This is a genomic window from Laedolimicola intestinihominis, from assembly GCF_040096155.1.
Classification (GTDB): Bacteria; Bacillota; Clostridia; order Lachnospirales; family Lachnospiraceae; genus Laedolimicola; species Laedolimicola intestinihominis.
The window spans coordinates 113,593-136,631 of the sequence record NZ_JBBMFE010000004.1 but is presented as its reverse complement, the minus strand read 5'-3'; the positions used below and the strand labels follow the sequence as shown (position 1 = coordinate 136,631).

18 protein-coding genes, 1 tRNA gene, 2 pseudogenes and 1 riboswitch are annotated in these 23,039 nt (G+C 51.7%); all 21 genes and pseudogenes read left to right on the top strand.

The annotated features are described in order from the left end of the window. Positions 1-30: 30 nt before the first annotated feature. A pseudogene (locus WMO29_RS06380) lies at positions 31-519 on the top strand (MetQ/NlpA family ABC transporter substrate-binding protein); the annotation flags it as partial. Positions 520-597: 78 nt separating this feature from the next. Further along, positions 598-879 (top strand): annotated as a pseudogene (locus tag WMO29_RS06375) (MetQ/NlpA family ABC transporter substrate-binding protein); the annotation flags it as partial. Positions 880-979: 100 nt separating this feature from the next. After that, positions 980-1,993: a methionine ABC transporter ATP-binding protein gene (locus WMO29_RS06370; RefSeq protein ID WP_349164223.1), complete on the top strand. Its 1,014-nt coding sequence runs from the start codon at positions 980-982 to the stop codon at positions 1,991-1,993. After that, positions 1,983-2,690 (top strand): ABC transporter permease subunit, encoded by a 708-nt coding sequence (locus WMO29_RS06365; protein ID WP_178038673.1) that lies wholly within the window; start codon positions 1,983-1,985, stop codon positions 2,688-2,690. Before WMO29_RS06370 ends, WMO29_RS06365 begins: the two co-directional genes overlap by 11 nt. Positions 2,691-2,951: 261 nt before the next feature. Then, positions 2,952-4,307 carry a magnesium transporter gene (gene mgtE / locus WMO29_RS06360; protein WP_349164222.1) on the top strand — a complete coding sequence of 452 codons (1,356 nt, stop codon included), beginning with the start codon at positions 2,952-2,954 and terminating at the stop codon, positions 4,305-4,307. A 27-nt stretch (positions 4,308-4,334) separates the two neighbouring features. Next, entirely contained in the window at positions 4,335-5,339 is a 1,005-nt protein-coding gene (gene trpS, locus WMO29_RS06355; protein ID WP_178038675.1) for a tryptophan--tRNA ligase, read from the top strand. A gap of 28 nt (positions 5,340-5,367) precedes the next feature. Continuing rightward, positions 5,368-5,868 carry a flavin reductase family protein gene (locus WMO29_RS06350; protein ID WP_349164221.1) on the top strand — a complete coding sequence of 167 codons (501 nt, stop codon included), beginning with the start codon at positions 5,368-5,370 and terminating at the stop codon, positions 5,866-5,868. 487 nt (positions 5,869-6,355) lie between these two features. Continuing rightward, entirely contained in the window at positions 6,356-8,047 is a 1,692-nt protein-coding gene (locus WMO29_RS06345; protein WP_349164220.1) for a formate--tetrahydrofolate ligase, read from the top strand. Positions 8,048-8,245: 198 nt separating this feature from the next. After that, positions 8,246-8,875, top strand: coding sequence for a cyclodeaminase/cyclohydrolase family protein (locus WMO29_RS06340; RefSeq protein WP_349164219.1), 630 nt, complete (start codon positions 8,246-8,248; stop codon positions 8,873-8,875). A gap of 23 nt (positions 8,876-8,898) precedes the next feature. Next, positions 8,899-9,750, top strand: a complete 852-nt coding sequence (locus WMO29_RS06335; protein WP_349164218.1) for a bifunctional 5,10-methylenetetrahydrofolate dehydrogenase/5,10-methenyltetrahydrofolate cyclohydrolase — start codon at positions 8,899-8,901, stop codon at positions 9,748-9,750. Positions 9,751-9,929: 179 nt separating this feature from the next. Continuing rightward, on the top strand, positions 9,930-11,465 hold the full coding sequence (locus WMO29_RS06330) for a PucR family transcriptional regulator (protein ID WP_349164217.1): 1,536 nt from the start codon (positions 9,930-9,932) through the stop codon (positions 11,463-11,465). Between the two features lie 64 nt (positions 11,466-11,529). Continuing rightward, positions 11,530-13,011: a stage IV sporulation protein A gene (spoIVA, locus tag WMO29_RS06325; RefSeq protein ID WP_178039474.1), complete on the top strand. Its 1,482-nt coding sequence runs from the start codon at positions 11,530-11,532 to the stop codon at positions 13,009-13,011. A 162-nt stretch (positions 13,012-13,173) separates the two neighbouring features. Continuing rightward, positions 13,174-14,541: an NCS2 family permease gene (locus WMO29_RS06320; RefSeq protein ID WP_178039473.1), complete on the top strand. Its 1,368-nt coding sequence runs from the start codon at positions 13,174-13,176 to the stop codon at positions 14,539-14,541. 128 nt (positions 14,542-14,669) lie between these two features. Then, entirely contained in the window at positions 14,670-15,146 is a 477-nt protein-coding gene (rnhA, locus tag WMO29_RS06315) for a ribonuclease HI (RefSeq protein WP_349164216.1), read from the top strand. 257 nt (positions 15,147-15,403) lie between these two features. Then, the gene (locus tag WMO29_RS06310) at positions 15,404-17,326 is read left to right on the top strand and encodes an OPT family oligopeptide transporter (protein WP_349164302.1); all 1,923 of its coding nucleotides are present in this window, start codon (positions 15,404-15,406) and stop codon (positions 17,324-17,326) included. Then, positions 17,327-17,686, top strand: coding sequence for a PqqD family protein (locus WMO29_RS06305; RefSeq protein WP_349164215.1), 360 nt, complete (start codon positions 17,327-17,329; stop codon positions 17,684-17,686). Positions 17,687-17,802: 116 nt separating this feature from the next. Further along, positions 17,803-19,050, top strand: a complete 1,248-nt coding sequence (locus WMO29_RS06300) for a CapA family protein (RefSeq protein WP_349164214.1) — start codon at positions 17,803-17,805, stop codon at positions 19,048-19,050. Between the two features lie 226 nt (positions 19,051-19,276). After that, a tRNA-Glu gene (locus tag WMO29_RS06295) sits at positions 19,277-19,348 on the top strand. 268 nt (positions 19,349-19,616) lie between these two features. Continuing rightward, positions 19,617-19,834, top strand: a riboswitch (cobalamin riboswitch). Positions 19,835-19,971: 137 nt separating this feature from the next. Then, on the top strand, positions 19,972-21,033 hold the full coding sequence (locus tag WMO29_RS06290; protein WP_349164213.1) for an ABC transporter substrate-binding protein: 1,062 nt from the start codon (positions 19,972-19,974) through the stop codon (positions 21,031-21,033). 75 nt (positions 21,034-21,108) lie between these two features. Further along, a complete protein-coding gene (locus WMO29_RS06285) occupies positions 21,109-22,167 on the top strand; it encodes a FecCD family ABC transporter permease (protein WP_349164211.1) in 1,059 nt (352 codons plus the stop codon). Between the two features lie 12 nt (positions 22,168-22,179). After that, entirely contained in the window at positions 22,180-22,968 is a 789-nt protein-coding gene (locus WMO29_RS06280; protein ID WP_349164210.1) for an ABC transporter ATP-binding protein, read from the top strand. Positions 22,969-23,039: the final 71 nt, after the last annotated feature.

Sequence of the window (23,039 nt, the reverse complement as noted above, 5' to 3'; positions counted from 1 at the left end):
GGTAATGTAAAAAACAAGGAGGAGTATATTATGAGAAAGCTGACAAAGAAACTTGTGGCATTGGCACTCGGCGTAGTAACAGCTGCGTCTCTGACTGCATGCGGCGGCAGCAGCAAGGGCGTTACCGTCGCAGTACCGAACGATACCACCAATGAGGCGAGAGCCCTTCTTCTGCTGGAGGAGAACGGCTACATCAAGCTGAAGGACGGCGCAGGCATCACCGCTACCGTAGCAGATATCGCGGAGAATCCCTATGATATCACCTTCAAAGAGGTAGAGGCGGCGCAGGTACCGAACGTGCTGAAGGATGTAGATTACGCTATCATCAATTCCAACTATGCCATTGACGCGGGTCTGAACCCCACAGAGGACGCGCTGACCATGGAAGGCTCCTCTTCCGCGTACAGCAATATCCTGGCAGTCAAGGAGGGCAATGAGAACACAGATAAGATCAAAGCTCTGAAGGCAGCTCTGGAGAGCCAGGCGGTAGCAGATTACATCACAGAGCAGTATGACGGAGCAGTGATCAGTACTGTGGACAATCCCACAGATGGTTATGACGCAAGTGTAGATTACGACGCGCTGGCAGGAACTACCATTACCGTAGCAGCATCCCCGGCGCCCCACGCAGATATCCTGAAGGTGGCAAAGGACATTCTGGCTGAGAAGGACATTACCTTGGACATCATGGAGTTCACTGACTATGTACAGCCGAACAATGTGGTAGACAGCGGCGAGGTAGATGCAAACTACTTCCAGCATAAGCCGTACCTGGATGATTTCAACGAGCAGAACGGAACTCATATCGTATCGGTAGCGGCTATCCACGTAGAGCCCATGGGACTGTACGGCGGCAAGCAGACAAGTCTGGACGCGATTACAAAATAATGTTATAATAGAAAAAGTGACAGCCGACGGTCTGTGGCAACAGGCTGTCGGCTTTTCGGATCTACGAGAAAAATCCAGACGGAGGGGTTTTATGATTGAAATTAAAGATTTGACCAAAGAATTCCAGACCGCCGACGGAACCGTGGAAGCGCTCCGGAATGTGAATCTGAACATTCAGGACGGCGACATTTACGGTATCATCGGTATGAGCGGCGCGGGAAAAAGTACCCTGGTGCGCTGCATCAATATGCTGGAGCGGCCTACCAAAGGCCAGGTGCTCATCGACGGCCAGGACATCGCGAAGCTGTCAGATAAAGAGCTTCGGGCGGTGCGCCGGGATGTGACTATGATTTTCCAGGGCTTCAACCTGCTGATGCAGCGGACCTGCCTGAAAAATATCTGCTTTCCCCTGGAACTCATCGGAATGGACAAGGAAAAGGCAAAAAAACGTGCCCTGGAGCTTTTGGATGTGGTTGGGCTTCCCGATAAGGCCAATGCCTATCCGGCCCAGCTCTCCGGCGGCCAGCAGCAGCGTATCGCCATTGCGAGAGCCCTGGCCACCGATCCGAAGGTGCTGCTCTGCGACGAGGCCACCAGCGCCCTGGATCCGAAGACGACCCATGCGATTCTGGAGCTGATTCGGGACATCAATGAGCGTCTTGGCATTACGGTCATCATCATTACCCATCAAATGAGTGTGGTGGAAGAGATCTGCAACCGGGTGGCGATTCTGGATTCCGGTTCTGTGGTGGAAGAGGGCGTCGTAAGCGAAGTCTTCTCCAGCCCCAAATCCAAAGCGGCCAAGCGCCTGGTATTCCCGGACGGCGCCGACGAGATTCTGGAGGAGGTTCCGGGCGAGCGCCGGATCCGCGTGGTATTCAGCGGCGCGGTGGCCTCCAGAGAACCCCTGATCGCGAAAATGGCCATCGACGAGCAGATTACAGCCAGCATCCTGGGCGCGTCCACCAAGAGCATCGGGGACAAGGCCTACGGCAATATGCTGCTTGGACTGCCGGATGATGACGATGTAGTAAAACGTGCGATTTCCTACTTAAGCAGCATTCCGGATGTACTGGTAGAGGAGGTGACAGGCGATGTTCGATAAATTATTTTCCCCGGAGACCATAGAGGAGACCCTGCGGATTCTACAGACAGAGATTCCGCTGGCCTGTTGGGAGACCGTCTATGTGACGGTTCTGGCGACAGCTTTTGCGGTGATTCTTGGCCTGCCTCTCGGCGTGCTTCTGGTGGTGGGCGAGAAGGACGGCGTGCGTCCCCTGCCGAAGGGCGTCATGCATGTGCTGAATGTAATCATTAACCTGCTTCGTTCCGTGCCATTCCTGATTCTGATGATTATGGTATTTCCGCTGACGAGACTCATTGTGGGAACTGCAGTCGGAACCGTGGCGTCCATTGTGCCGCTGGTTATCGCGGCCTTTCCCTTTGTGGCCCGGCTAGTGGAGGGAAGCCTCAGAGAGGTAAATCCGAATATCATCGAGATGGCCCAGAGCATGGGCGCTTCCCCGTTTCAGATTATCGTAAAGGTGCTGATTCCGGAGAGCGTGCCGTCCCTGATTTCCAATTTCACCATCGCTATCACGACGATTCTCGGCTACTCAGCCATGAGCGGTATCATCGGCGGAGGCGGTCTTGGTAAAATCGCCATCAACTACGGCTATTACCGTTATAAATATCTGGTTATGCTGATTGCTGTGGTACTTCTGATCGTGCTGGTGCAGATTTTCCAGAGCGTAGGAACGCATCTTTCTGTAAAATCAGATAAGCGGTTGAAGGGAAAATAGAAAATCATAAAACTCGAAAGGGCAGTTATCGGTTGACGGTAACAGCCCTTTAGTGCTATGATTAAGAGTGGCAGGCGGGAACGCCTAATCTATGCGAAAAAAGGAAGTGAGGAGTCCGTGGACGGGCGAAGTCGAAGTTGTGGCTTAAAAGAGAATAGAATAGAGACAGACACGGATTTTTCTTACAGATAAATAAACTGTCGTTACCCGGCGGCAGGAGATACAGATGCTGTGCCTGTCGACGTGGGAGGACAAGAGTGCATGGCAATCGGAAGTTATGATCGGGAGGAGCTTACAGAGCTTCTGGAGGACCGACAGTTCCGAAAGCTGCGTGAGACGATGTCGGAGATGAACGAGGTCGATATCGCGGAGTTTATCGAGGAACTGGAGCCCGAGAAGAAGGTTCTTGTATACCGGATGCTGCCCAAGGAACTGGCGGCAGACGTATTTTCATTCCTGGAGGTAGACGACCAGGAGCATATTATCAACAGTATTACGGATTATGAGCTGGGCAAGATCGTAGAGGATCTGTACGTGGACGACGCAGTGGATATGCTGGAGGAATTACCGGCTATCGTAGTCAAGCGTGTATTACAGAACGCAACTCCGGAAACACGGAATCTGATCAATCAGTTCTTACAATATCCGGAGAACAGTGCCGGAAGCATTATGACAGCGGAATATATCGGCCTGAAGCGGAACATGACCGTAGAACAGGCCTTTGCGTACATCCGGGAAAATGGTGTCGATAAGGAAACCATTTACACCTGCTTTGTGACGGACAGCAAGCGTTGTCTGCAGGGTGTAGTGACTGTGAAGGATCTGCTCATGAACCCTTATGACACAATCATAAAGGACATCATGGATGAAAATATTATCTACGCAGTGACCACAGAGGATCGGGAGGACGTAGTAGAGACGTTTAATAAGTATGACTTACTGTGTCTGCCGGTAGTCGATCACGAGGATCGCCTGGTGGGCATCGTCACCGTTGATGACGCGGTGGAGGTCATGGAACAGGAGGCCACCGAGGACTTCGAAAAAATGGCGGCTATGTTCCCGTCAGAGAAGCCCTATCTTCGGACCGGCGTGCTGGAACTTGCGAAAAACCGTATTCCCTGGCTGTTAATTTTGATGTTTACGTCGATTTTGAGCGGCGCGATCCTGATGGATTACCGGGAGGCGATTCAGGTGCTTCCCCTGCTCTTAAGCTTTGTCCCCATGCTGATGGACACCAGCGGCAACTGCGGCAATCAGAGCAGCACCATGGTTATCCGTGGTATGGCGGTGGGCGATATCGAACTGAAGGACGTCTTGCGGGTGGTCTGGAAGGAGTTCCGGGTGGGACTGCTGTGCGGCGCGGTACTGGCGGCAGCCAACTTTATCCGGCTGATTTTACAGTATCCGGACCGACAGGCCCTGAATCTGGTCATCGTCCTTTCCCTGATGCTGGCCATTGTGCTGGCGAAGATCATCGGCTGCGTTCTGCCGATGCTGGCAGAGAAAATGAAGCTGGATCCGGCGATTATGGCTGCGCCCCTCATCACCACCATCGTGGACGCCAGCAGCCTTCTGATTTATTTTAAAATAGCGAGTATGCTATTGCATTTATCATAAAAATAATTTATAAGAGGAGAACACAAGATGTTAGGAGATAAAAAAGTATTATACAGCGGCATGCAGTCCACTGGAAACCTGACCCTGGGCAACTATCTGGGAGCCCTGAAAAACTGGATTACCTTAAGCGATGAATACGAGTGCTTTTACAGTGTAGCGAACATGCACTCCATCACCGTCCGTCAGAATCCGGCGGAGCTTCGGAAGCACGCGAGAGAGCTTCTGACCCTGTTCATCGCGGCGGGTATCGATCCGGAGAAGAACTGCATCTATTATCAGTCCCATGTACCGGCCCATGCAGAGCTGGCATGGATTCTGAACTGCTACACCTACATGGGTGAGCTGAGCCGTATGACCCAGTTCAAGGACAAATCTGCCAAGCATGCGGACAATATCAACGCAGGTCTCTTTACCTATCCGGTACTGATGGCGGCAGATATCCTGCTTTATCAGGCGGATGTGGTTCCGGTGGGTATCGATCAGATGCAGCATCTGGAGATTACCCGGGATATTGCCCAGCGTTTTAACAGCATTTACGGTGACGTATTTACCATACCGGAGGCTTATGTCGGAAAAGTAGGCGCGAAGATTATGAGCCTGCAGGAGCCGTCCAGAAAGATGTCCAAGTCCGACGAGAACCCCAATGGCAGCATCTATCTGATGGACGATCCGGATACCATTATGCGAAAGTTCAAGCGCGCCGTGACTGACTCCGAGGGTCAGATCCGCTACCGCGACGAGCAACCGGGTATCAAGAACCTGATCAGCATTTACTGCGCATGCACCGGCAAGACGCCGGAAGAGGTGGAACGGGAGTTCGACGGCAGGGGCTATGGCGAGTTTAAGCCGGCAGTCGGCGAGGCAGTTATCTCCGTTCTGAAGCCGCTGCAGGCTCGGGTAGCTGAACTGACCCGCGACAAGGCGTACATTGATTCCGTGATCAAAAATAATGCAGAAAAAGCTGATTATGTGGCCAATAAAACGCTGCGGAAGGTTCAGAAGAAAGTAGGCTTCCCGGATAAAATCCGTTAAGCAGATGATTTGACAGGAGGTATCTGACATGAAAAGTATCAAACCGGAAGAACTGGATAAAAATGTATTTCATATGATCGGCAGAGAGTGGCTGCTGGTCACTGCAGAGAAGGCGGGCAAGGTGAACACCATGACCGCTTCCTGGGGCGGCCTGGGCGTCATGTGGGGCAAAAATGTGGCCTACATTGTGCTGCGTCCCCAGCGCTACACAAAGGAGTTCGTAGACGCAGGCGAGACGTTCTCCCTGTCTGTGCTGGACGAGGAGTACCGGAAAACCTTGAGCTATCTGGGTACCGTGTCCGGACGGGATGAGGATAAGATTACGAAGGCAGGTCTTACGGTAGAACATGCGGACGGAACGCCCTATTTCGGCGAAGCTAATACCGTGCTGGTGTGCAGAAAGCTGTACGCCCAGAACTACGATCCGGCCTGCTTCATCGACAAGTCCTGCGATGAAAAATGGTATCCGGACAAGGATTATCACACCATGTATATTGCAGAGGTGGAGAAGGTTCTGGTCAGAGAATAAAAAAGTGAATCTGGAATCAGAGGTGAAAACGGCGGCCTTGCGGGAGAAATCCTGCGGAGCCGCCGTTTTTTGACTGTGAAAATATTGTAAAACATTTGCTGTACAATGAAAATAAAGACTGAAAATTACGTGGAAAATCAAAGGTTTTGTGAAAAAATATATAAAGTAAGACTTTACGAAATGGATTTTATACAATATGTCGGATGAAAAATGCGGTTTCCCATAGAAAAACAGAAAAGAAATGGAAAAGAACAGGTAAAGTTTCTGCGAAAAATGCGAAAGATAGCGGAAAAGCAGAAAAAAGCAAGTTCGTGAAAAGAATATCAATATTCAACAAAGTGTATGATTGCTGATTTTGAAAGAGAACACTATAATAGGACACATAGTAGATAAGAGATACGAATGAATCACTTGTTAAATTATCTACAAAAAAACCACAGACATCGGTCGCGGAAGGGCCGGTAACTATGAAAGGAGAAGTTTTACAATGGGATTCAAAACTGACATCGAAATCGCACAGGAAACAGAGATGCTGCCGATTACTGACATCGCGGCAAAGGCAGGTATCGACGACAAATATCTGGAGCAGTACGGAAAGTACAAAGCAAAAATTGATTACAATCTGCTGAAGGAGAAACCGGCTGAGAACGGCAAGCTGGTTCTGGTGACCGCTATCAACCCGACTCCGGCAGGAGAAGGAAAGACCACCACATCCGTAGGTCTGGCAGACGGTATGCAGAAGATCGGCAAGAAGGTTATGGTTGCCCTTCGCGAGCCGTCCCTGGGACCGGTATTCGGCGTAAAGGGCGGAGCAGCAGGCGGTGGATACGCACAGGTAGTTCCGATGGAGGATATCAACCTTCACTTCACCGGCGACTTCCACGCAATCGGCGCAGCCAACAACCTGCTGGCAGCGATGATTGATAACCACATCTTCCAGGGCAACGCTCTGAACATCGACCCGAGAAAGATTACCTGGAGAAGATGCGTAGATATGAACGACCGTCAGCTGCGTAACGTAGTAGACGGACTTGGCGGAAAGACCAACGGTATGCCGAGAGAGGACGGCTACGATATCACCGTAGCATCCGAGATTATGGCTGTTCTGTGTCTGGCTAAGGACATCACAGACCTGAAGGAAAGACTTGCAAGAATTATCATCGGATATACATACGGAAAGGTTTCCGAGCAGAAGCCGGTTACCGCTGGCGATCTGAACGCACAGGGCGCTATGGCAGCTCTTCTGAAGGACGCTCTGAAGCCGAACCTGGTACAGACTCTGGAGCATGTACCGGCTATCGTACACGGCGGACCCTTCGCGAACATCGCTCACGGCTGCAACTCTGTAACCGCTACCAAGATGTGCCTGAACCTGGCTGATTACACCATCACAGAGGCAGGCTTCGGCGCTGACCTGGGTGCTGAGAAGTTCCTGGATATCAAGTGCCGTATGGCAGGACTGAAGCCGAACGCAGTTGTTATCGTAGCGACTGTACGTGCTCTGAAGTACAACGGCGGCGTTCCGAAGGCAGACCTGAACAATGAGAACCTGGAGGCTCTGGAGGCTGGTCTTCCGAACCTGCTGAAGCATGTAAGCAACATCACCAACGTATATAAGCTTCCCTGCGTAGTTGCGATCAACGCATTCCCGACCGATACCAAGGCAGAGCTTGACCTGGTAGAGAAGAAGTGCAAGGAATTGGGCGTAAATGTCGTTCTGTCCGAAGTATGGGCAAAAGGCGGCGAAGGCGGCGTAGCTCTTGCGGAAGAAGTGGTACGTCTCTGCGAGCAGCCCAACGACCAGTTCACATACTCCTACGAGCTTGAGGGAACCAGCATTGAGGATAAGCTGAATGCTATCGTAACCAAGATCTACGGCGGCAAGAGAGTTGTCCTGACCGCAAACGCTCAGAAGCAGGCAAAGCAGCTTGAAGCTATGGGCTTCGGCAACTGCCCGATCTGCGTGGCTAAGACTCAGTACAGCCTGACTGACGACCAGACTAAGCTGGGCGCTCCGAAGGACTTCGAGGTAACCGTACGTAACCTGAAGATTTCCGCAGGCGCAGGCTTTATCGTAGCGCTGACCGGTGAAATCATGACCATGCCCGGACTGCCGAAGGTACCGGCTGCAGAGAGAATCGATGTAGACGAGACCGGCAAGATCAGCGGCCTGTTCTAAGAAAATCCGGATTGCATCCGTATTTCCTCAGATGCTCCGCAGGAAACGCTTGAACAGCGTTTCCATAGAATTAGCTACCCATTATAAACCCAAACAAATAGGCACAAAGGGAAGGACCATCAGGCCCTTCCCACTTGTGCGCATAGGGAAATGTATGGTATAATTGGAATATCATTTTGATACATAAAGGAGAACGATATGGGATTTTCAACCAGCAGATGTGATGAATTTGTAGAAGTACTGGCTTCCAAGGCTCCCGTTCCGGGCGGCGGCGGAGCATCCGCACTGGTAGGCGCAGTGGGCACTGCCCTGGGCAACATGGTAGGCAGCCTGACCGTAGGTAAGAAGAAGTACGCAGACGTAGAGGAAGAGATGTACGCGCTGAAGGAGAAGGCGACGGCTCTTCAGAAGGATTTCCTTCGTCTGATTGAGCGTGACGCAGAGGTATTCGAGCCCCTGGCCAAGGCTTACGGCATGCCCCGTGAGACCGAGGAGGAGAAGGCTGAGAAGGCGCGTGTCATGGCGATCGTGCTGAAGGACGCCTGCTCTGTACCCATGGAGATTATGGAGAAGTGCTGTGAGGCGCTGGATCTTATCGTAGAGTTTGCGGCAAAGGGTTCTGCTCTTGCTATCAGTGATGCAGGCGTAGGCGCTGCGTTCTGCAAGGCGGCTCTTCAGGGAGCTTCCCTGAATGTATTTATCAACACCAAGTCCATGGCGGACAAGGAGTACGCGGCAGAGCTGAACGCCAAGGCGGATGCTATGCTTGAAAAGTACACCAAGATTGCGGATGATATTTTCGCAAGCGTCACAGCGAGACTGAGATAAAATAAAAGGAAGGAAATAAAAAAATGGCAAAGCAGTTATTAGGAAAAGAAGTAACAGCAGCACTGAATGAGCGTATCAAGGCAGACGTAGAGGCTTTGAAGGCAAAGGGAGTAAACCCCACACTGGGAATTATCCGCGTAGGCGAGAACGAGAGCGATATTTCCTATGAGAGAGGCGCAACCAAGAGATGTGAGACTCTGGGCGTAGCATGCGAGAAGATTCTGCTTCCGGCAGACGCTACCCAGGAGCAGGTTCTGGCAGCTGTAGATAAGGTAAATAAGGACGACAGCATTCACGGCGTTCTGCTGTTCCGTCCGCTTCCGAAGCACCTGAACCAGACTGAGATTGAGAATGCCCTTGACCCGGCTAAGGACGTAGACTGTATGACCGACGGTTCCATGTCCGGCGTATTTACAGGCAAGGCAGTAGGCTTCCCGCCCTGTACACCGCAGGCATGTATGGAGATTCTGGACCATTACGGAATCGACTGCACAGGCAAGAAGGCAGTAGTAATCGGACGTTCCCTGGTTGTTGGAAAGCCGGCAGCTATGATGCTTATCAAGAAGAACGCAACCGTAACCGTATGCCACACCAAGACTGTGGATATGCCCAGCGTAGCGCGCGAGGCAGATATCCTGATCGTGGCAGCAGGCCGCGCAGGCGTTGTAACCAAGGATTATGTGGCTCCGGGCCAGACTGTAATTGACGTTGGAATCAACGTAAATGCAGAGGGCAAGCTTTGCGGCGACGTAGCTTACGCAGAGGTTGAGCCTATCGTAGACGCTATCACTCCGGTACCGGGCGGCGTTGGAAGTGTAACCACTTCCGTGCTGGTTGGACATGTGGTAGAGGCAGCTAAGAGAAAATATATGTAAAGAAAAAGCGGCTTACATAGCCGGTTAAGAGACGGCCCGGGCGGGAAAAATGAGGTGTCCCCTCAAAATCCTGCTTAGGGCTGTTTTTTTGTTGCCAGTGGCAGGTCCTGCAGGTTGACTTTTGGGGCAGGTTTTCGTACACTATGTATGACGATACCAAAGAGGAGGTATTTCTCATTATGAAACTGAGCACCGCTATCCTGGCAGATAAGTTAAAATCCAAATTCGGACTACAGAACAAAAAGGCCCTGTCCGATGAACTGCATCTGGAGCAGGTCTTATTTTACGACGACGGAGACGAGATGCAGCCGGATAAAATCTATATTTATACCCAGAAGCCGGGCGCGGCGGAGATGCTGGTGGTTCCGGAGCGGACAGTACTGTTCTGCATGGGTAAGGTACATACAAGAAATACCGAGAACGACGGCCAGGTTTTTCAGGTTATTGACGAGACGTCGCCCTTTACGCTTCTGAATGAAATTCAGCGGATTTTCGATTATTACGACCGGTGGGAGAAGCGCCTTCAGGAGCTGACACGACAGGCTGACAATATTCAGGAGCTTCTGGACGAGAGCTTCCGGATCTTCCTGAATCCCATTATCGTAAGCTCCGCCGATTATTTTGTTATCGGCTATTCCAGCGTCATTGATACCCGGGAGGAGTTGTCCAGCCTGGTGGATTTGGATTCTGTCATTCAGTCCAGCGATGAGTACCAGAACGGCAAGCGCATCCTGAACCAGCGGAAAAAGCGGGGGGCATACTACCTGCCGGAATACATCACCGGAGCCCGGACTCTTCGCGTGAATCTATTTGAAAATGCTCAGTTTATTTATCAGATTATGATGGTGGAAAGCTTAAGTCGGTTCAAGTCCTATGACGGCGCGCTTCTGGAATATCTGTCTGCCTATATTCAGACGGCCCTGGCCCGCTTAATTGATTCCCGGGTGGAAATCGGGCACCGGCTGGATCGTATCCTATCCGATATACTGTCCAATCCGGGTCGTGACAATAAGAGCGCTGAAAAATGGTTTTCGGAATTCGGCTGGCTGGCGACGCATCGCTATTTCTGTGTCAGCCTGAAGGTCAATTCCCTGGACTGGGCCAATATGACCGTCCGATTCATTTGCAAACACATGGAAAGTATGCTGGGAAAATGTGGAAGCTGCGCCTTCCAGTATGAAAATAATATCGCCATTTTCATCAACCTGACGCTGATGGAGAGCGGAGCGGAGGAGGTGCTGGAGAAAATGGTGAGCTTTCTGAAGGATACCTTTTTAAAGGCCGGGGTCAGCAATGAATTTACAGGCTTTGAGCAGTTGGATGCCTATTACCGGCAGGCGGTGACAGCTCTGGATGTGGGCTGCAGGAGAAAGCCCTATCGCTGGATTTACCGTTTCGACGAGGTGGCCCTGGACTACGTGCTGGAGCGAAGCAGCTCAGAGCTTCCGGTGCGTCTGGTCTGCTCAGATCGGATTTTGAAGTTGCAGGCCTACGACGAGGCACATCACACAGATTATTATCATACCCTGAAGACCTATGTGGAGAGTCAGCTGAACGCAGTACAGACCGCAAAGAAGCTGTTTATCCACCGAAGTACCTTTTTATACCGGATGGAAAAGATCGAAGAGCTGGTGAAGCTGGATTTGAATGATTACGACACGCTTCTCTATGTGATGATGACCTTCCGGATTCTGGAGCAGGAGGAACAGAAATAGGAAACTGAATAGAAAGCATACCCCTTGCATATATTTTAACAGCATATATGGAAGGGGTATTTTTATGGACAAAAATTCCGAATATAATCTGTATCAGGATATCCAGACCCGGACGGGAGGCGAGATTTATCTGGGGGTGGTGGGGCCGGTGCGGACCGGAAAATCCACCTTTATCAAGCATTTTATGGATTTGTGCGTGCTGCCGGGGATAGCGGATGAGCATGAACGGACCAGAACCCGAGATGAACTGCCCCAGTCGGCGGCGGGCAAGACGATAATGACCACGGAGCCCAAATTTATTCCCAAGGAAGCGGCCAGCGTGCGGATTTCCGAGGATGTGGAAATGAAGCTTCGGATGATTGACTGCGTGGGCTTTCTGGTGCCCGGAAGCGAGGGGCATATCGAGGACGGGGCCGAGCGCATGGTGAAGACACCCTGGATGGAAGAAGAGATTCCATTTTCAGAAGCCGCGGAGATAGGGACCAGGAAGGTGATTGCCGAGCATGCCACGGTGGGCATCGTGGTGACCTGCGACGGTTCCTTTGGCGACATTCCCCGGGCCAATTACATAGAGGCGGAGGAGCGGACCGTGGCGGAGCTTAAGAACCTGGGGAAGCCGTTCCTGATTCTGCTGAATTCGGAAAAGCCCTACAGCGAGCCCGTGACCACGGAGGCGGCTGCCCTGCAGGAGAAATACGGCGTGGCGGTGCTGCCGGTGAACTGCGCGCAGCTTAAAAAAGAGGATGTGACGAAGATTCTGACCCAGCTTCTCTACGCGTTCCCGCTGGTGCGCGTGGAATTTTTCGCGCCTCGTTGGACGGAAATGCTGCCGCCGGAGCATAAAATCAGGCAGGATATGATTGCCCATATCCGGGAAATGGCAGAGCGCCTCCAGACTATCCGGGATATGAAGCAGGAGAATCTGGAGCTGGACAGCGCGTATATTCAGCGGGCTGTGCTTAAGGAGGTGCGGCTGGACAGCGGCAGCGCCCGGGTGCAGTTCGATGTGGATGAGAAATATTATTACGAGCTGCTGGGCGAGCTGACCGGCAGTGAGATTCCGGATGAATATGAGCTGATAGCCCTTTTGAAAGAGCTGTCCCGGATGAAACGGGAGTACGAGAAGGCAGAGACGGCGCTTCGGGCCGTGCGGCAAAAGGGCTATGGCGTCATGCTGCCGGAGAAGGCGGAAATCACTCTGGAGGAGCCGGAGCTGATTCACCAGGGGAGCAAGTACGGCGTAAAAATTCGTTCCGTAGCTCCCAGTATCCACCTGATCCGGGCCAACATTGAGACCGAGATTGCGCCTATCGTAGGAAATGAGGACCAGGCCCGGGATTTGATTACCTATCTGAAGGACAGCGCCGGGAGCGGGGAAGGAATCTGGAATACGAATATCTTTGGCAAGTCCGTGGAGGAGCTGGTAGAGGACGGTATCCGCAGCAAGATTTATCAGATTGGGGATGAAAGCCAGGTGAAGCTTCAGGATACCATGCAGAAGATTGTAAATGAAAGCACCGGCGGGCTGGTGTGTATCATTATCTGAGAGAATGCCGGAACAGGAAGATCGGGATCTGCCGGGGGGAGATTCCGGTCTTTTGGCCGTGAAAAGTGGACCTTCCTGATAAAAACAGTTTACCGGAATGCGTATCTATGCTACACTTGTAACTGTGTTCTTTGTACACTACAAGATATTAGGAGGGAAACAATGTTAGAAAAATTGTTTAAACTGAAAGAGAATCATACCACAGTGAAAACGGAGATCCTGGCAGGTATCACCACATTTATGACCATGGCGTATATCCTGGCAGTGAATCCCAGTGTCCTTGGCGCGACGGGAATGGACCAGGGAGCGATTTTCACTGCGACGGTTCTGGCAGCGGTGATCGGTACCGTGTGCATGGCTCTGTTTGCAAATTATCCGTTTGCGCTGGCGCCCGGTATGGGACTGAACGCTTATTTTGCGTATACGGTAGTCATCGGCATGGGATATCCGTGGCAGGCAGCTCTGGCAGCCGTATTTGTGGAGGGTGTGATTTTCATCCTGCTGTCTCTGTTCAATATCCGTGAGGCGATTTTCAACTCCATTCCGACCAACCTGAAAAAGGCTGTATCCGTAGGTATCGGCTTCTTTATCGCGTTTATCGGACTGCAGAATGCCAAGATCGTTGTGGGCGGAGCGACTCTGGTAGAGTTCTTCTCCCTGGACGCCGTAGAGGGAGGCACCATGCATGACGTGGGAATTACCGTATTCCTGGCGATTTTAGGCGTTCTGATCACTTCTGTTCTGGTCATTAAGAACGTAAAGGGCAATATTCTCTGGGGCATTCTTGCCACCTGGATTTTGGGTATTATCTGCCAGCTCACAGGTATTTATGTTCCGAATCCGGAGATTGGCTTCTATAACCTGCTTCCGGATTTTTCGGCCGGAATCTCCATTCCGAGTCTGGCGCCGATTTTCTGCAAGCTGAACTTTACGGCGATTCCGTTCAGCCAGTTCATTGTCATTGTATTCGCGTTCCTGTTTGTGGATATGTTTGATACTCTGGGAACCCTGATTGGCGTAGCTTCCAAGGCGGACATGCTGGATAAGGACGGCAAGCTTCCGAACATCAAGGGCGCGCTGATGGCAGACGCAGTGGGAACCACGGTAGGAGCTCTTCTGGGAACTTCTACCACCACCACCTTCGTAGAGAGCGCCTCCGGCGTATCCGAGGGCGGAAGAACCGGCCTGACGGCCATGACCACCGCGGTACTTTTCGCGCTGGCTCTGCTGCTTTCTCCGATTTTCCTGGCTATCCCGTCCTTCGCGACGGCTCCGGCCCTGATTGTCGTAGGCTTTTACATGGTCAATCAGGTGGGCCTGATTGACTTCAGCGATTTTGGCGAGGGTATTCCGGCCTTTATCTGTATCGCGGCTATGCCGTTCTTCTACAGCATTTCCGAGGGAATCTCCATGGGAGTTATCTCTTACGTGGTGCTGAATGTAGCCACAGGCAAGGCAAAGGAGAAGAAGATCAGTATTGTCATGTATGTACTGGCTGTGCTGTTCCTGCTGAAATATTTCCTGATTTAAGGAGAGAGGAAGGCAGATTTTACACATGAAAATGACGGCTGCATATCGGTTGATATGCGGCCGTTATTTGCAAGAACCGGTGGGAACTGTTATAATCAGGAATAGAAGAAAACAGGGAGGACGAAAAAATGCTTGTAAAGATCTATACGGACGGTGCGGCCCGCGGCAACCCGGACGGACCGGGCGGCTACGGCGTGGTGCTGCATTATACGGACAGTAAGGGGCAGCTCCATGAGAGGGAGTACAGCCAGGGCTATAAGAAAACCACCAATAACCGGATGGAGCTGATGGCAGTTATCACAGGTCTGGAAGCGCTGACGCGGCCCTGCCAGGTGGAGCTGTATTCCGATTCCAAATATGTGACGGACGCCTTCAATAAGCGCTGGGTGGATTCCTGGCTGAAAAAGAACTGGAAGGGCAGCTCCGGACCGGTGAAAAACGTGGACCTCTGGAAGCGGCTTTTAAAGGCGAAGGAGCCCCATCAGGTGGAATTTATCTGGGTCAAAGGCCATGACGGTCATCCGCAGAATGAGCGCTGCGATCAGCTGGCTACCACGGCGGCGGACGGGGACGGACTGATAGAGGACGAGGGACTGAATGACTGATTTCTTATTATAATAGTAGGGAAATAAAATAACGGAGCAGATGTGTGGTAGAAAAATACAGAAATACCGGACATCTGCTTTTATTTGTTGCATAAATGGAAAAAGAAGGTAGAATATCTTACGGGAAATGGTGGAAATCTTAAGAAAATGCGAAGAAGGGATTGCGAAAAGCTGCTCTGTTATGCTAAAATAGCAAAATCACTGCCTTTTCGGTGCTGACGGGAGAAACAGACCGGAAAGAGAAGAAAAGGAGAGTAATTATGAGTGATAACAATTTTAAGCCTTACATTCCGGCTGAGAAGTCTCTTCCGGAGTTTACGGCGACCTCTGTCATTCTCGGTATTCTGCTGGCTGTTCTGTTCGGCGGCGCAAACGCTTACCTGGGACTGAGAGTTGGTATGACTGTTTCCGCGTCTATTCCGGCGGCAGTTATTTCCATGGGTGTCATCCGTGTCATCCTGAAAAAGGATTCTGTTCTTGAGAACAATATGGTACAGACCATCGGTTCCGCCGGTGAGTCCGTAGCCGCAGGCGCTATCTTCACCATGCCGGCTCTGTTCCTGTGGGCCAGCGAGTGGGGCACCAGTGCTCCGTCTCTGGTAGAGATCGCCATCATCGCAGCTATCGGCGGCAGCCTGGGCGTTCTGTTCATGGTTCCGCTGCGGAAAGCACTGATTGTGCAGGAACACGGCGTACTTCCCTATCCGGAAGGGCAGGCTTGCGCGGAGGTACTTCTGGCAGGTGAGGAAGGCGGAGAGAAGGCCGGTATCGTATTCAAGGGTCTGGGTCTGGCAGCAGCTTACAAGTTCGTCACAGACGGCCTGAAGCTGTTTCCCAGCGAGGTTCACTATGAAATTCCGGCTTACAAGGGATCCGGCGTCGGTATCGACGTACTTCCGGCTCTGCTTGGCGTCGGCTATATCTGCGGAACCAAGATTTCCTCCTATCTGTTCGCAGGTGGTGTACTGGGTTGGTTCGTGCTGATGCCGCTGATCGTTCTGTTCGGTCAGAATGTCACCCTGTTCCCGGCGAGTGTAAGCGTCGCTGAGCTGTACGCGGTAGGCGGTTCCTTCGCTATCTGGAGCAACTACATCAAATACATCGGCGCAGGCGCCGTAGCAGCGGGCGGAGTCATCAGCCTGATCAAGTCCCTGCCGCTGATCGTTCGCACCTTCCGCGACGCCATGAAGGGCTACGGCAAGGGCAATGCAGGAAGCGATCTGCGTACAGACAAAGACCTTCCGATGAAGGCTATCATCCTTGGCGTAGTAGCTCTGGCCCTGCTGATCTGGCTGATCCCGATTGTTCCGGTGAATCTGTTCAGCGCAATTCTGATCGTGATTTTTGGTTTCTTCTTTGCAACCGTATCCTCCCGTATGGTAGGTCTGATCGGAAGTAGCAACAACCCGGTATCCGGTATGACTATTGCGACTCTGCTGGTAACCGCTATGATCCTGAAGGCAACCGGTCAGGTAGGCCAGGCTGGAATGACAGCAGCTATCGCTATCGGTTCTGTGATCTGTATCACAGCAGCGATTGCCGGAGATACCTCTCAGGACCTGAAGACCGGTTACATCGTAGGCGCTACACCCTGGCGTCAGCAGATCGGTGAGCTCATCGGTGTGGTAGCATCCGCAGTGGCCATCGGCGCGATCCTGTACCTGCTGAACGCAGCATGGGGCTATGGCTCCACCGAGCTTCCGGCTCCCCAGGCGACTCTGATGAAGATGATCGTAGAGGGCGTTATGGGCGGAAACCTGCCCTGGACTCTGGTATTTGCAGGCGCGTTTATCGGCATCGTAGTGGAAGTCCTGGGTATCCCGGTACTTCCCTTCGCCGTAGGTCTGTATCTGCCGATTCATCTGAGCACCCCGATGATGATCGGTGGTCTGGTTCGTCTGTTCCTGGAGAAGAAAAAGGGCATGGACGAGAAGGCGAAGAAGGATATGCTTGATAACGGCGTACTGTACTGCTCCGGTCTGATCGCAGGCGAGGGTCTGGTAGGTATCCTGCTGGCAGTCTTTGCGATCATCCCCATGGCAGATGGTTCCCTGGGCGACGCGATGGGCGATACCATTCTTTCCAGAACCCCGCTCAACGGCAATATCGGTGGCTTGGTATTCTTTGCCCTGCTGACCGCGACCCTGTTCAAGATCACCATTGGCAGAAAGAAGAAATAAATGAAGAAAAAAAAGAATTATCTGGATTTTGTGCCGGTCTGCGCGCCGGGCTACAGCTGGAAGCTGAATGAAAAGAAGCTGGTGGAGATAGAAGTACAGAACAAAGGCTTCTATAATTGGCTGGCACAGAAGTTTTTCAAGCGGCCGAAGGTCAGCTATATCAGTCTGGACGAGTACGGCAGCTTTGTATGGCAGCAGATGGACGGCCAGCGGACCATCTACGACATCAGCTTTCTGGTAAAGGAACGCTACGGCGAAGAGGCGGAGCCGCTTCTTCCGCGCCTTACAAAGTTTTTCCAGATTCTGTATCAGAATCATTATATCGGATACAGTACTCCGCTGGAGAAAAAAGCAAAATAAAAAAATCTTAAGAATTGGCAGCAGCTCTTCCTCCCGGAGAGCTGTTGCCTTTTTCTTTGGGAGCGGGTAAAATAGAGGTTAGAGAGAAAAATGGCATCAGCGAAGGGACGGAATCCATGGCGGGATGGAAAAGATCTTTTTACAGGGAAATGATAAAATACATTCAGATAAGTATTCTGGCAGTTCTCATGGCGCTCCTTGTAGGCGGCGCATTGTGGGCGGCGGAAGGCTTTTCTGCGCCCGGGAAAAGCGCGGAGGCTCTGGCGGATGCAGGGATGGATTCCCTGGAAAATGCGGACACTGAGAAAACAGGAAAGCTGTCAGTGGAAGTACCGACCGTACATGTGTTGACGCCGCCCGGAAAATCAGAAGCCTCTGAAGCTTGGGCAGAGGAATCGGAAGGTGCAGAAGCCTCGGATGGAGAGAATCGGAAAGAGGAGGTTACCTTATTGTTTGCAGGCGACCTGTTTCTGACTGATGTTTTACAGGAAAAATACGAGCGAAATGGCATTTCTGCAGTGGCCACATCAGATTTGCTTTCCATTACCCGCGGCGCCGATATCTTCATGCTGAATCAGGAATTTCCTTTTGGAACTACCGGTGAGGCAATGGAAGATAAGCAATATACCTTCCGGGTGGATCCCAAATATGCATCTGTATTACCGGAGCTGGGGGCAGATATCGTGACCCTGGCCAATAACCATATGCTGGATTATGGACGGGGCCCGCTTAAGGAGACCCTTGAAGCGTTGGACGAGGCAGGAATTCTCCATGTGGGAGCGGGGCAGAACCTGGAGGAGGCAAAGGCTCTGAAAACCGTGGAGGCAGGCGGACGGGTCATTGGCTTTCTGGGAGCCACCCGTGTGATTCCGGAGCATTCCTGGACTGCGTCTCAGAGCAATTCCGGTCTCTTTACCACCTATGATCCCACGAAGCTTCTGGAGGAGATTCAGGCTGCGAAGGAGACCTGCGACTATGTGGTGGTCTATGTCCATTGGGGAATCGAGCGGAACACAGAGCCGGAGGATTATCAGAAAACCCTGGCCCGCCAGTACATTGACGCCGGGGCAGACGCTGTAATTGGCGCGCACCCCCATGTGCTGCAGGGCATCGAGTATTATCATGGAAAGCCCATATTCTACAGCCTGGGTAATTTCATTTTTGCGAACCGGGCTTACGAGACCATGATGGCGGAGCTGACTCTGACCGACAGCGGCGTGGATGTCCGGGTGATTCCCTGTGTCAGTACGGCCAATCAGATGGGGCTGATGAACAGCGGCGAACGGGCTGGCTTTTATGGCAGGCTGCAGGAGCTGTGCTTTGGCGGGATAGCGATAGATGAAGGGGGGAGGGTACCAGAGTAGAAGAGAACATGCTGACAGGGCTTTGGATAAGGAAAAGCGAAAGCTCTGACAGTCAGGAAAAGAGCGGTTCTTTTTGGTATGTTAGAAGTGAATAAATTATCAGAAAAATATAAAAAAAACATGCAATATAAAGAATTTAATTTTTTTGGAAAAAACACTTGCATTTCCCCTTGCCTTATTATATACTAAACAAGTCGCAAGGGTGCGGCACAAAAACATAGGAAATGGTCGATTGGTCAAGCGGTTAAGACGTCGCCCTCTCACGGCGAAAACAGGGGTTCGATTCCCCTATCGACTGCTGAAAAGCTTCTGGTTATCCAGGAGCTTTTTTGCTCTATAGGAAGCACCGTGTTACATGAAAGTGCAAAAGCCATGATTCCTATAGAGCAAAAAGCCCCTCCGGGGGATCGCACTGCGGCGGAATGGAATAATGTCGCTTACGCGACCCGCCGCAGGCGGAGAATCCTGCTTTGCAGGATTCTTTCTTAATGTGCACTGCGGCGCTGTGGAAGGAACTGGCACAGATTAACAATATTTGATGCTTGACAAGAAAAAAGAAAATAGGTAATATATCTAACGGAGTGAGTGCCGGCTAACAGAAATGTTGGGCCGGTGAAAAGGGAAACAGGTGTAAATCCTGTGCGGTGCCGCCGCTGTAAGCGCGAAGTTTCAGGGCCGTTTTCCTTCACTGTCCGTAAGGTACAGGAAATGGTACGGGACGGGAAGAAGGAAGACAAATAAGGCCGGCGTAAGTCAGAAGACCTGCTTATTCTGCTTTTGCTGTCACGGTCCATGACATTTGCGAAAGATAGAGGGCGCAGTGCGTCCGGATGCCGAATACGGGTGCATCTTCTGATTTGGATAGATCAGAGGGTGCTTTTTTTATGGACAAATTATTATACAGAACGAAGGAGAAGAAACATGAAGAAGAAAGTAGTAAGCGTACTCTTAAGTACCTGTCTCGCGGCGAGCCTGCTGGCTGGCTGCGGTTCCAAGGCTGCGGACACCACAACAGAGGAGAACACAGAGGCTGCCGAAAGCACCGACGAGGCAAAGGAGACTGCAGACGCAGACGACGCCTATGAGCCGGTTACCATTACTCTGAACCTGGAGCGTTCCGGACTGGGCGAGAACGTAGAGTACACCATCACAAAAATGCCCTCCGCTGTGGTAGCTTCCGGTGACCAGATGGCAGACTTTTTCTTTGATCTGGGACTGCAGGATCAGATGGTAGGCTATACCAAGGGCTTTTGCTGGAGTACGGCTTCCGAGTATCCGGCCCGCGATCAGGTTCCCCAGCTGATGAACCCGGGCGAAGGCCTGACAAATCTGTCCAAGGAAGAGCTGCTGGCAACCGGCTGCGATTTCCTGATGGGCTGGGATTCCACATTTTCTGATAAGAATTTCAACAAGGATTTTTGCGATGAGAATGGTATCGCCATGTATTTCCCGTATGTATGCACAGACAGCGCAACCTTTGCGGATCTGTATAAGGACTATGAAACTCTGGGCGAGATCTTCAAGGTGCAGGATCTGGCAGCTGAGAAGGTGCAGGCTATGAAGGATACCCTGCAGGAGGTGCAGGACGCTCTGGGCGATGAGGCCTATGAGAATCCGGTAAAAGTATTTGCTTATGATTCCGGAGAGGATGTACCGTTTACCGCTTGCCAGGGTATGCCGGGCGACATCATCAAGAAGGCCGGCGGTATCTCCATCTTCGATGATATCGAAGCAGGCTGGGCAAAGCCCTCCTGGGAGGAAGTAGTAGAGCGTGATCCGGACGTGATTCTGATTCTGGAGTATACCGGAGACGATGTAGCAGAGAAGCGGGAGTTCCTGGAGACCAATGAATTCACCAAGGATCTGCGCGCCGTAAAGGAAGGCAGAATCTACTCCGTATGCTGCAGCGATATGCAGGGTAGCGCAGGAAGCGCCAATGCAGTGAAGACCATTGCAGAGCAGCTGTATCCGGACAAATTCTAACAGGGGAAAAGACAGGGGAGTGAAAGCTCCCCGTTTTTCTTGCTCATTCTATCTATGTTCTCGAAGGAGGAATCTATGAAAGGAACAGCAAAATCAGGGAAAGGCCGTTTTTTTGTGACACTGCTTTTGGTACTGTTGCTGATTGTCGGGGTATTAACCATATCGGTCACCATCGGCGCAGTGAACGTTTCGGCCGGCGATATTGGAAAAATTCTGGTAAATAAAATTTCTGGGAAGGATATCTTTCGGATTGCCTGGGAGGGCAAGACAGAAAATATCATCTGGAATATCCGGTTTCCCCGCGTGCTGATGGCCTTTATCGTAGGCGCGGGACTGGCGCTGTGCGGCGTCCTGATGCAGGCGCTGACCAAGAATCCCCTGGCGGATCCCTATGTACTTGGCATCTCCTCCGGCGCTTCCGCCGGAGCAGTCTGTGCCATCCTGCTTGGCTGGTTCAGCTTCATGGGCGGGTATTCCGTTATCTTTGGCGCTACCATGGGAGCGGCTGTCTCCATCTGTCTGTCTTTAAGTATCGCCTCCATTCATGGTCGGATTACCTCGACGCAGCTGGTGCTGGCGGGTATCGCGACTTCCGCCCTGTTCTCCGCCTTTACCAATCTGATGGTATACGGAATCAATACGGGATCGGATAAGACGAAGATGGCGCTCTATTGGATGGTAGGATCCTTAAGCGGAGCCACCTGGAGCAAGCTGAGATATGTGGTGGTGGTTGGCGTTGTGGTAATCGTGGTTATTTTCCTGTTCGCGAAGGAGCTGGACGTATTGCTTCTGGGCGACGACGTGGCGGAAACTCTGGGTGTGGATACCCGTAAAATGAAACTGGTTATTATTGCGGCTTCCACGATCCTGACCGGCGTTGTGGTATCCGTCAGCGGCGTTATCGGATTTGTGGGGCTGGTTGTACCTCATATTATGCGAAGCTTTGTGGGATCCGGACACAGACGGCTGATCCCTATGGCGATTCTGGGAGGCGGTCTTTTTACAATGCTTACCGATCTGATTTCACGCACCATCATTGCTCCGTCTGAATTACCCATCGGCGTGGTGGCGGCCTTTTTCGGCGCGCCCTTCTTCCTGTATCTGATTCGCCGGGGCAATATGGGAAAAAAGTAGAGGAGGCAGAATATGAGTTTACAGGTAAAAAATCTGGATTATCAGATAGACGGAAAAAGCATTCTGGAACAAATCTGCCTGGAGGTGAAGGACGGGGAATTTGTCGGTCTGGTAGGACCGAACGGCTGCGGCAAATCTACGCTTCTCAAAAATATCTACCGGACCTACAAGCCGGGCCGGGGGACAGTCTTTCTGAACGAAAAGGACGTGCTGGATTTTTCCTTCAAGAAAATGGCCGGAGAAATGGCAGTCATGGCCCAGGAAAATCATGTGGAGTTTGATTTCGAGGTGCGGGATATGGTCATGTTCGGCCGGTACGCCAAGAAAAAATTCCTGCAGGGGGATTCGGCGGAGGACAAGAAGCTCTGTGAAAAATGCCTGAAGGAAGTGGGACTGTCCGGCTACGAGCACCGTTCCTACTTAAGCCTCTCCGGCGGCGAGAAGCAGCGTGTGCTGCTGGCCCGGGTGCTGATGCAGGAGAGTGCCTTTATTGTGCTGGATGAGCCCACGAACCATCTGGATGTGAGCTATCAGTATCAGATTATGGATATTTTAAAGGGGCAGGATGTGACGGTATTTTCATCTATTCATGACCTGAATCTGGCGGCCCTGTACTGCGATCGGATTATTTTCATGTATCAGGGGAAGATTGTGGATTACGGTACGCCGGAAGAAGTGCTCACAAAAGAAAATATCCGGGAGTACTTTGGAATTGAAGCGCAGATCACAACCAATACGGCCACCGGAAAGCGCCAGATCTATTATCTGCCGGGCTGGATAAAAAGCGGAAAAAGGGCTTGACAAAACCAGTTTCCCCTGCCTATAATAAACGCAGATTTACACATAAACCAAAAGGCTTTGACGGGAACAAG

Excerpts from the sequence above, each read along its gene's own strand:
- WMO29_RS06370 (WP_349164223.1), top strand. The coding sequence starts at position 980 with ATGATTGAAATTAAAGATTTGACCAAAGAATTCCAGACCGCCGACGGA.
- WMO29_RS06365 (WP_178038673.1), top strand. The coding sequence starts at position 1,983 with ATGTTCGATAAATTATTTTCCCCGGAGACCATAGAGGAGACCCTGCGG.
- mgtE (WP_349164222.1), top strand. The coding sequence starts at position 2,952 with ATGGCAATCGGAAGTTATGATCGGGAGGAGCTTACAGAGCTTCTGGAG.
- trpS (WP_178038675.1), top strand. The coding sequence starts at position 4,335 with ATGTTAGGAGATAAAAAAGTATTATACAGCGGCATGCAGTCCACTGGA.
- WMO29_RS06350 (WP_349164221.1), top strand. The coding sequence starts at position 5,368 with ATGAAAAGTATCAAACCGGAAGAACTGGATAAAAATGTATTTCATATG.
- WMO29_RS06345 (WP_349164220.1), top strand. The coding sequence starts at position 6,356 with ATGGGATTCAAAACTGACATCGAAATCGCACAGGAAACAGAGATGCTG.
- WMO29_RS06340 (WP_349164219.1), top strand. The coding sequence starts at position 8,246 with ATGGGATTTTCAACCAGCAGATGTGATGAATTTGTAGAAGTACTGGCT.
- WMO29_RS06335 (WP_349164218.1), top strand. The coding sequence starts at position 8,899 with ATGGCAAAGCAGTTATTAGGAAAAGAAGTAACAGCAGCACTGAATGAG.
- WMO29_RS06330 (WP_349164217.1), top strand. The coding sequence starts at position 9,930 with ATGAAACTGAGCACCGCTATCCTGGCAGATAAGTTAAAATCCAAATTC.
- spoIVA (WP_178039474.1), top strand. The coding sequence starts at position 11,530 with ATGGACAAAAATTCCGAATATAATCTGTATCAGGATATCCAGACCCGG.
- WMO29_RS06320 (WP_178039473.1), top strand. The coding sequence starts at position 13,174 with ATGTTAGAAAAATTGTTTAAACTGAAAGAGAATCATACCACAGTGAAA.
- rnhA (WP_349164216.1), top strand. The coding sequence starts at position 14,670 with ATGCTTGTAAAGATCTATACGGACGGTGCGGCCCGCGGCAACCCGGAC.
- WMO29_RS06305 (WP_349164215.1), top strand. The coding sequence starts at position 17,327 with ATGAAGAAAAAAAAGAATTATCTGGATTTTGTGCCGGTCTGCGCGCCG.
- WMO29_RS06300 (WP_349164214.1), top strand. The coding sequence starts at position 17,803 with ATGGCGGGATGGAAAAGATCTTTTTACAGGGAAATGATAAAATACATT.
- WMO29_RS06290 (WP_349164213.1), top strand. The coding sequence starts at position 19,972 with ATGAAGAAGAAAGTAGTAAGCGTACTCTTAAGTACCTGTCTCGCGGCG.
- WMO29_RS06285 (WP_349164211.1), top strand. The coding sequence starts at position 21,109 with ATGAAAGGAACAGCAAAATCAGGGAAAGGCCGTTTTTTTGTGACACTG.
- WMO29_RS06280 (WP_349164210.1), top strand. The coding sequence starts at position 22,180 with ATGAGTTTACAGGTAAAAAATCTGGATTATCAGATAGACGGAAAAAGC.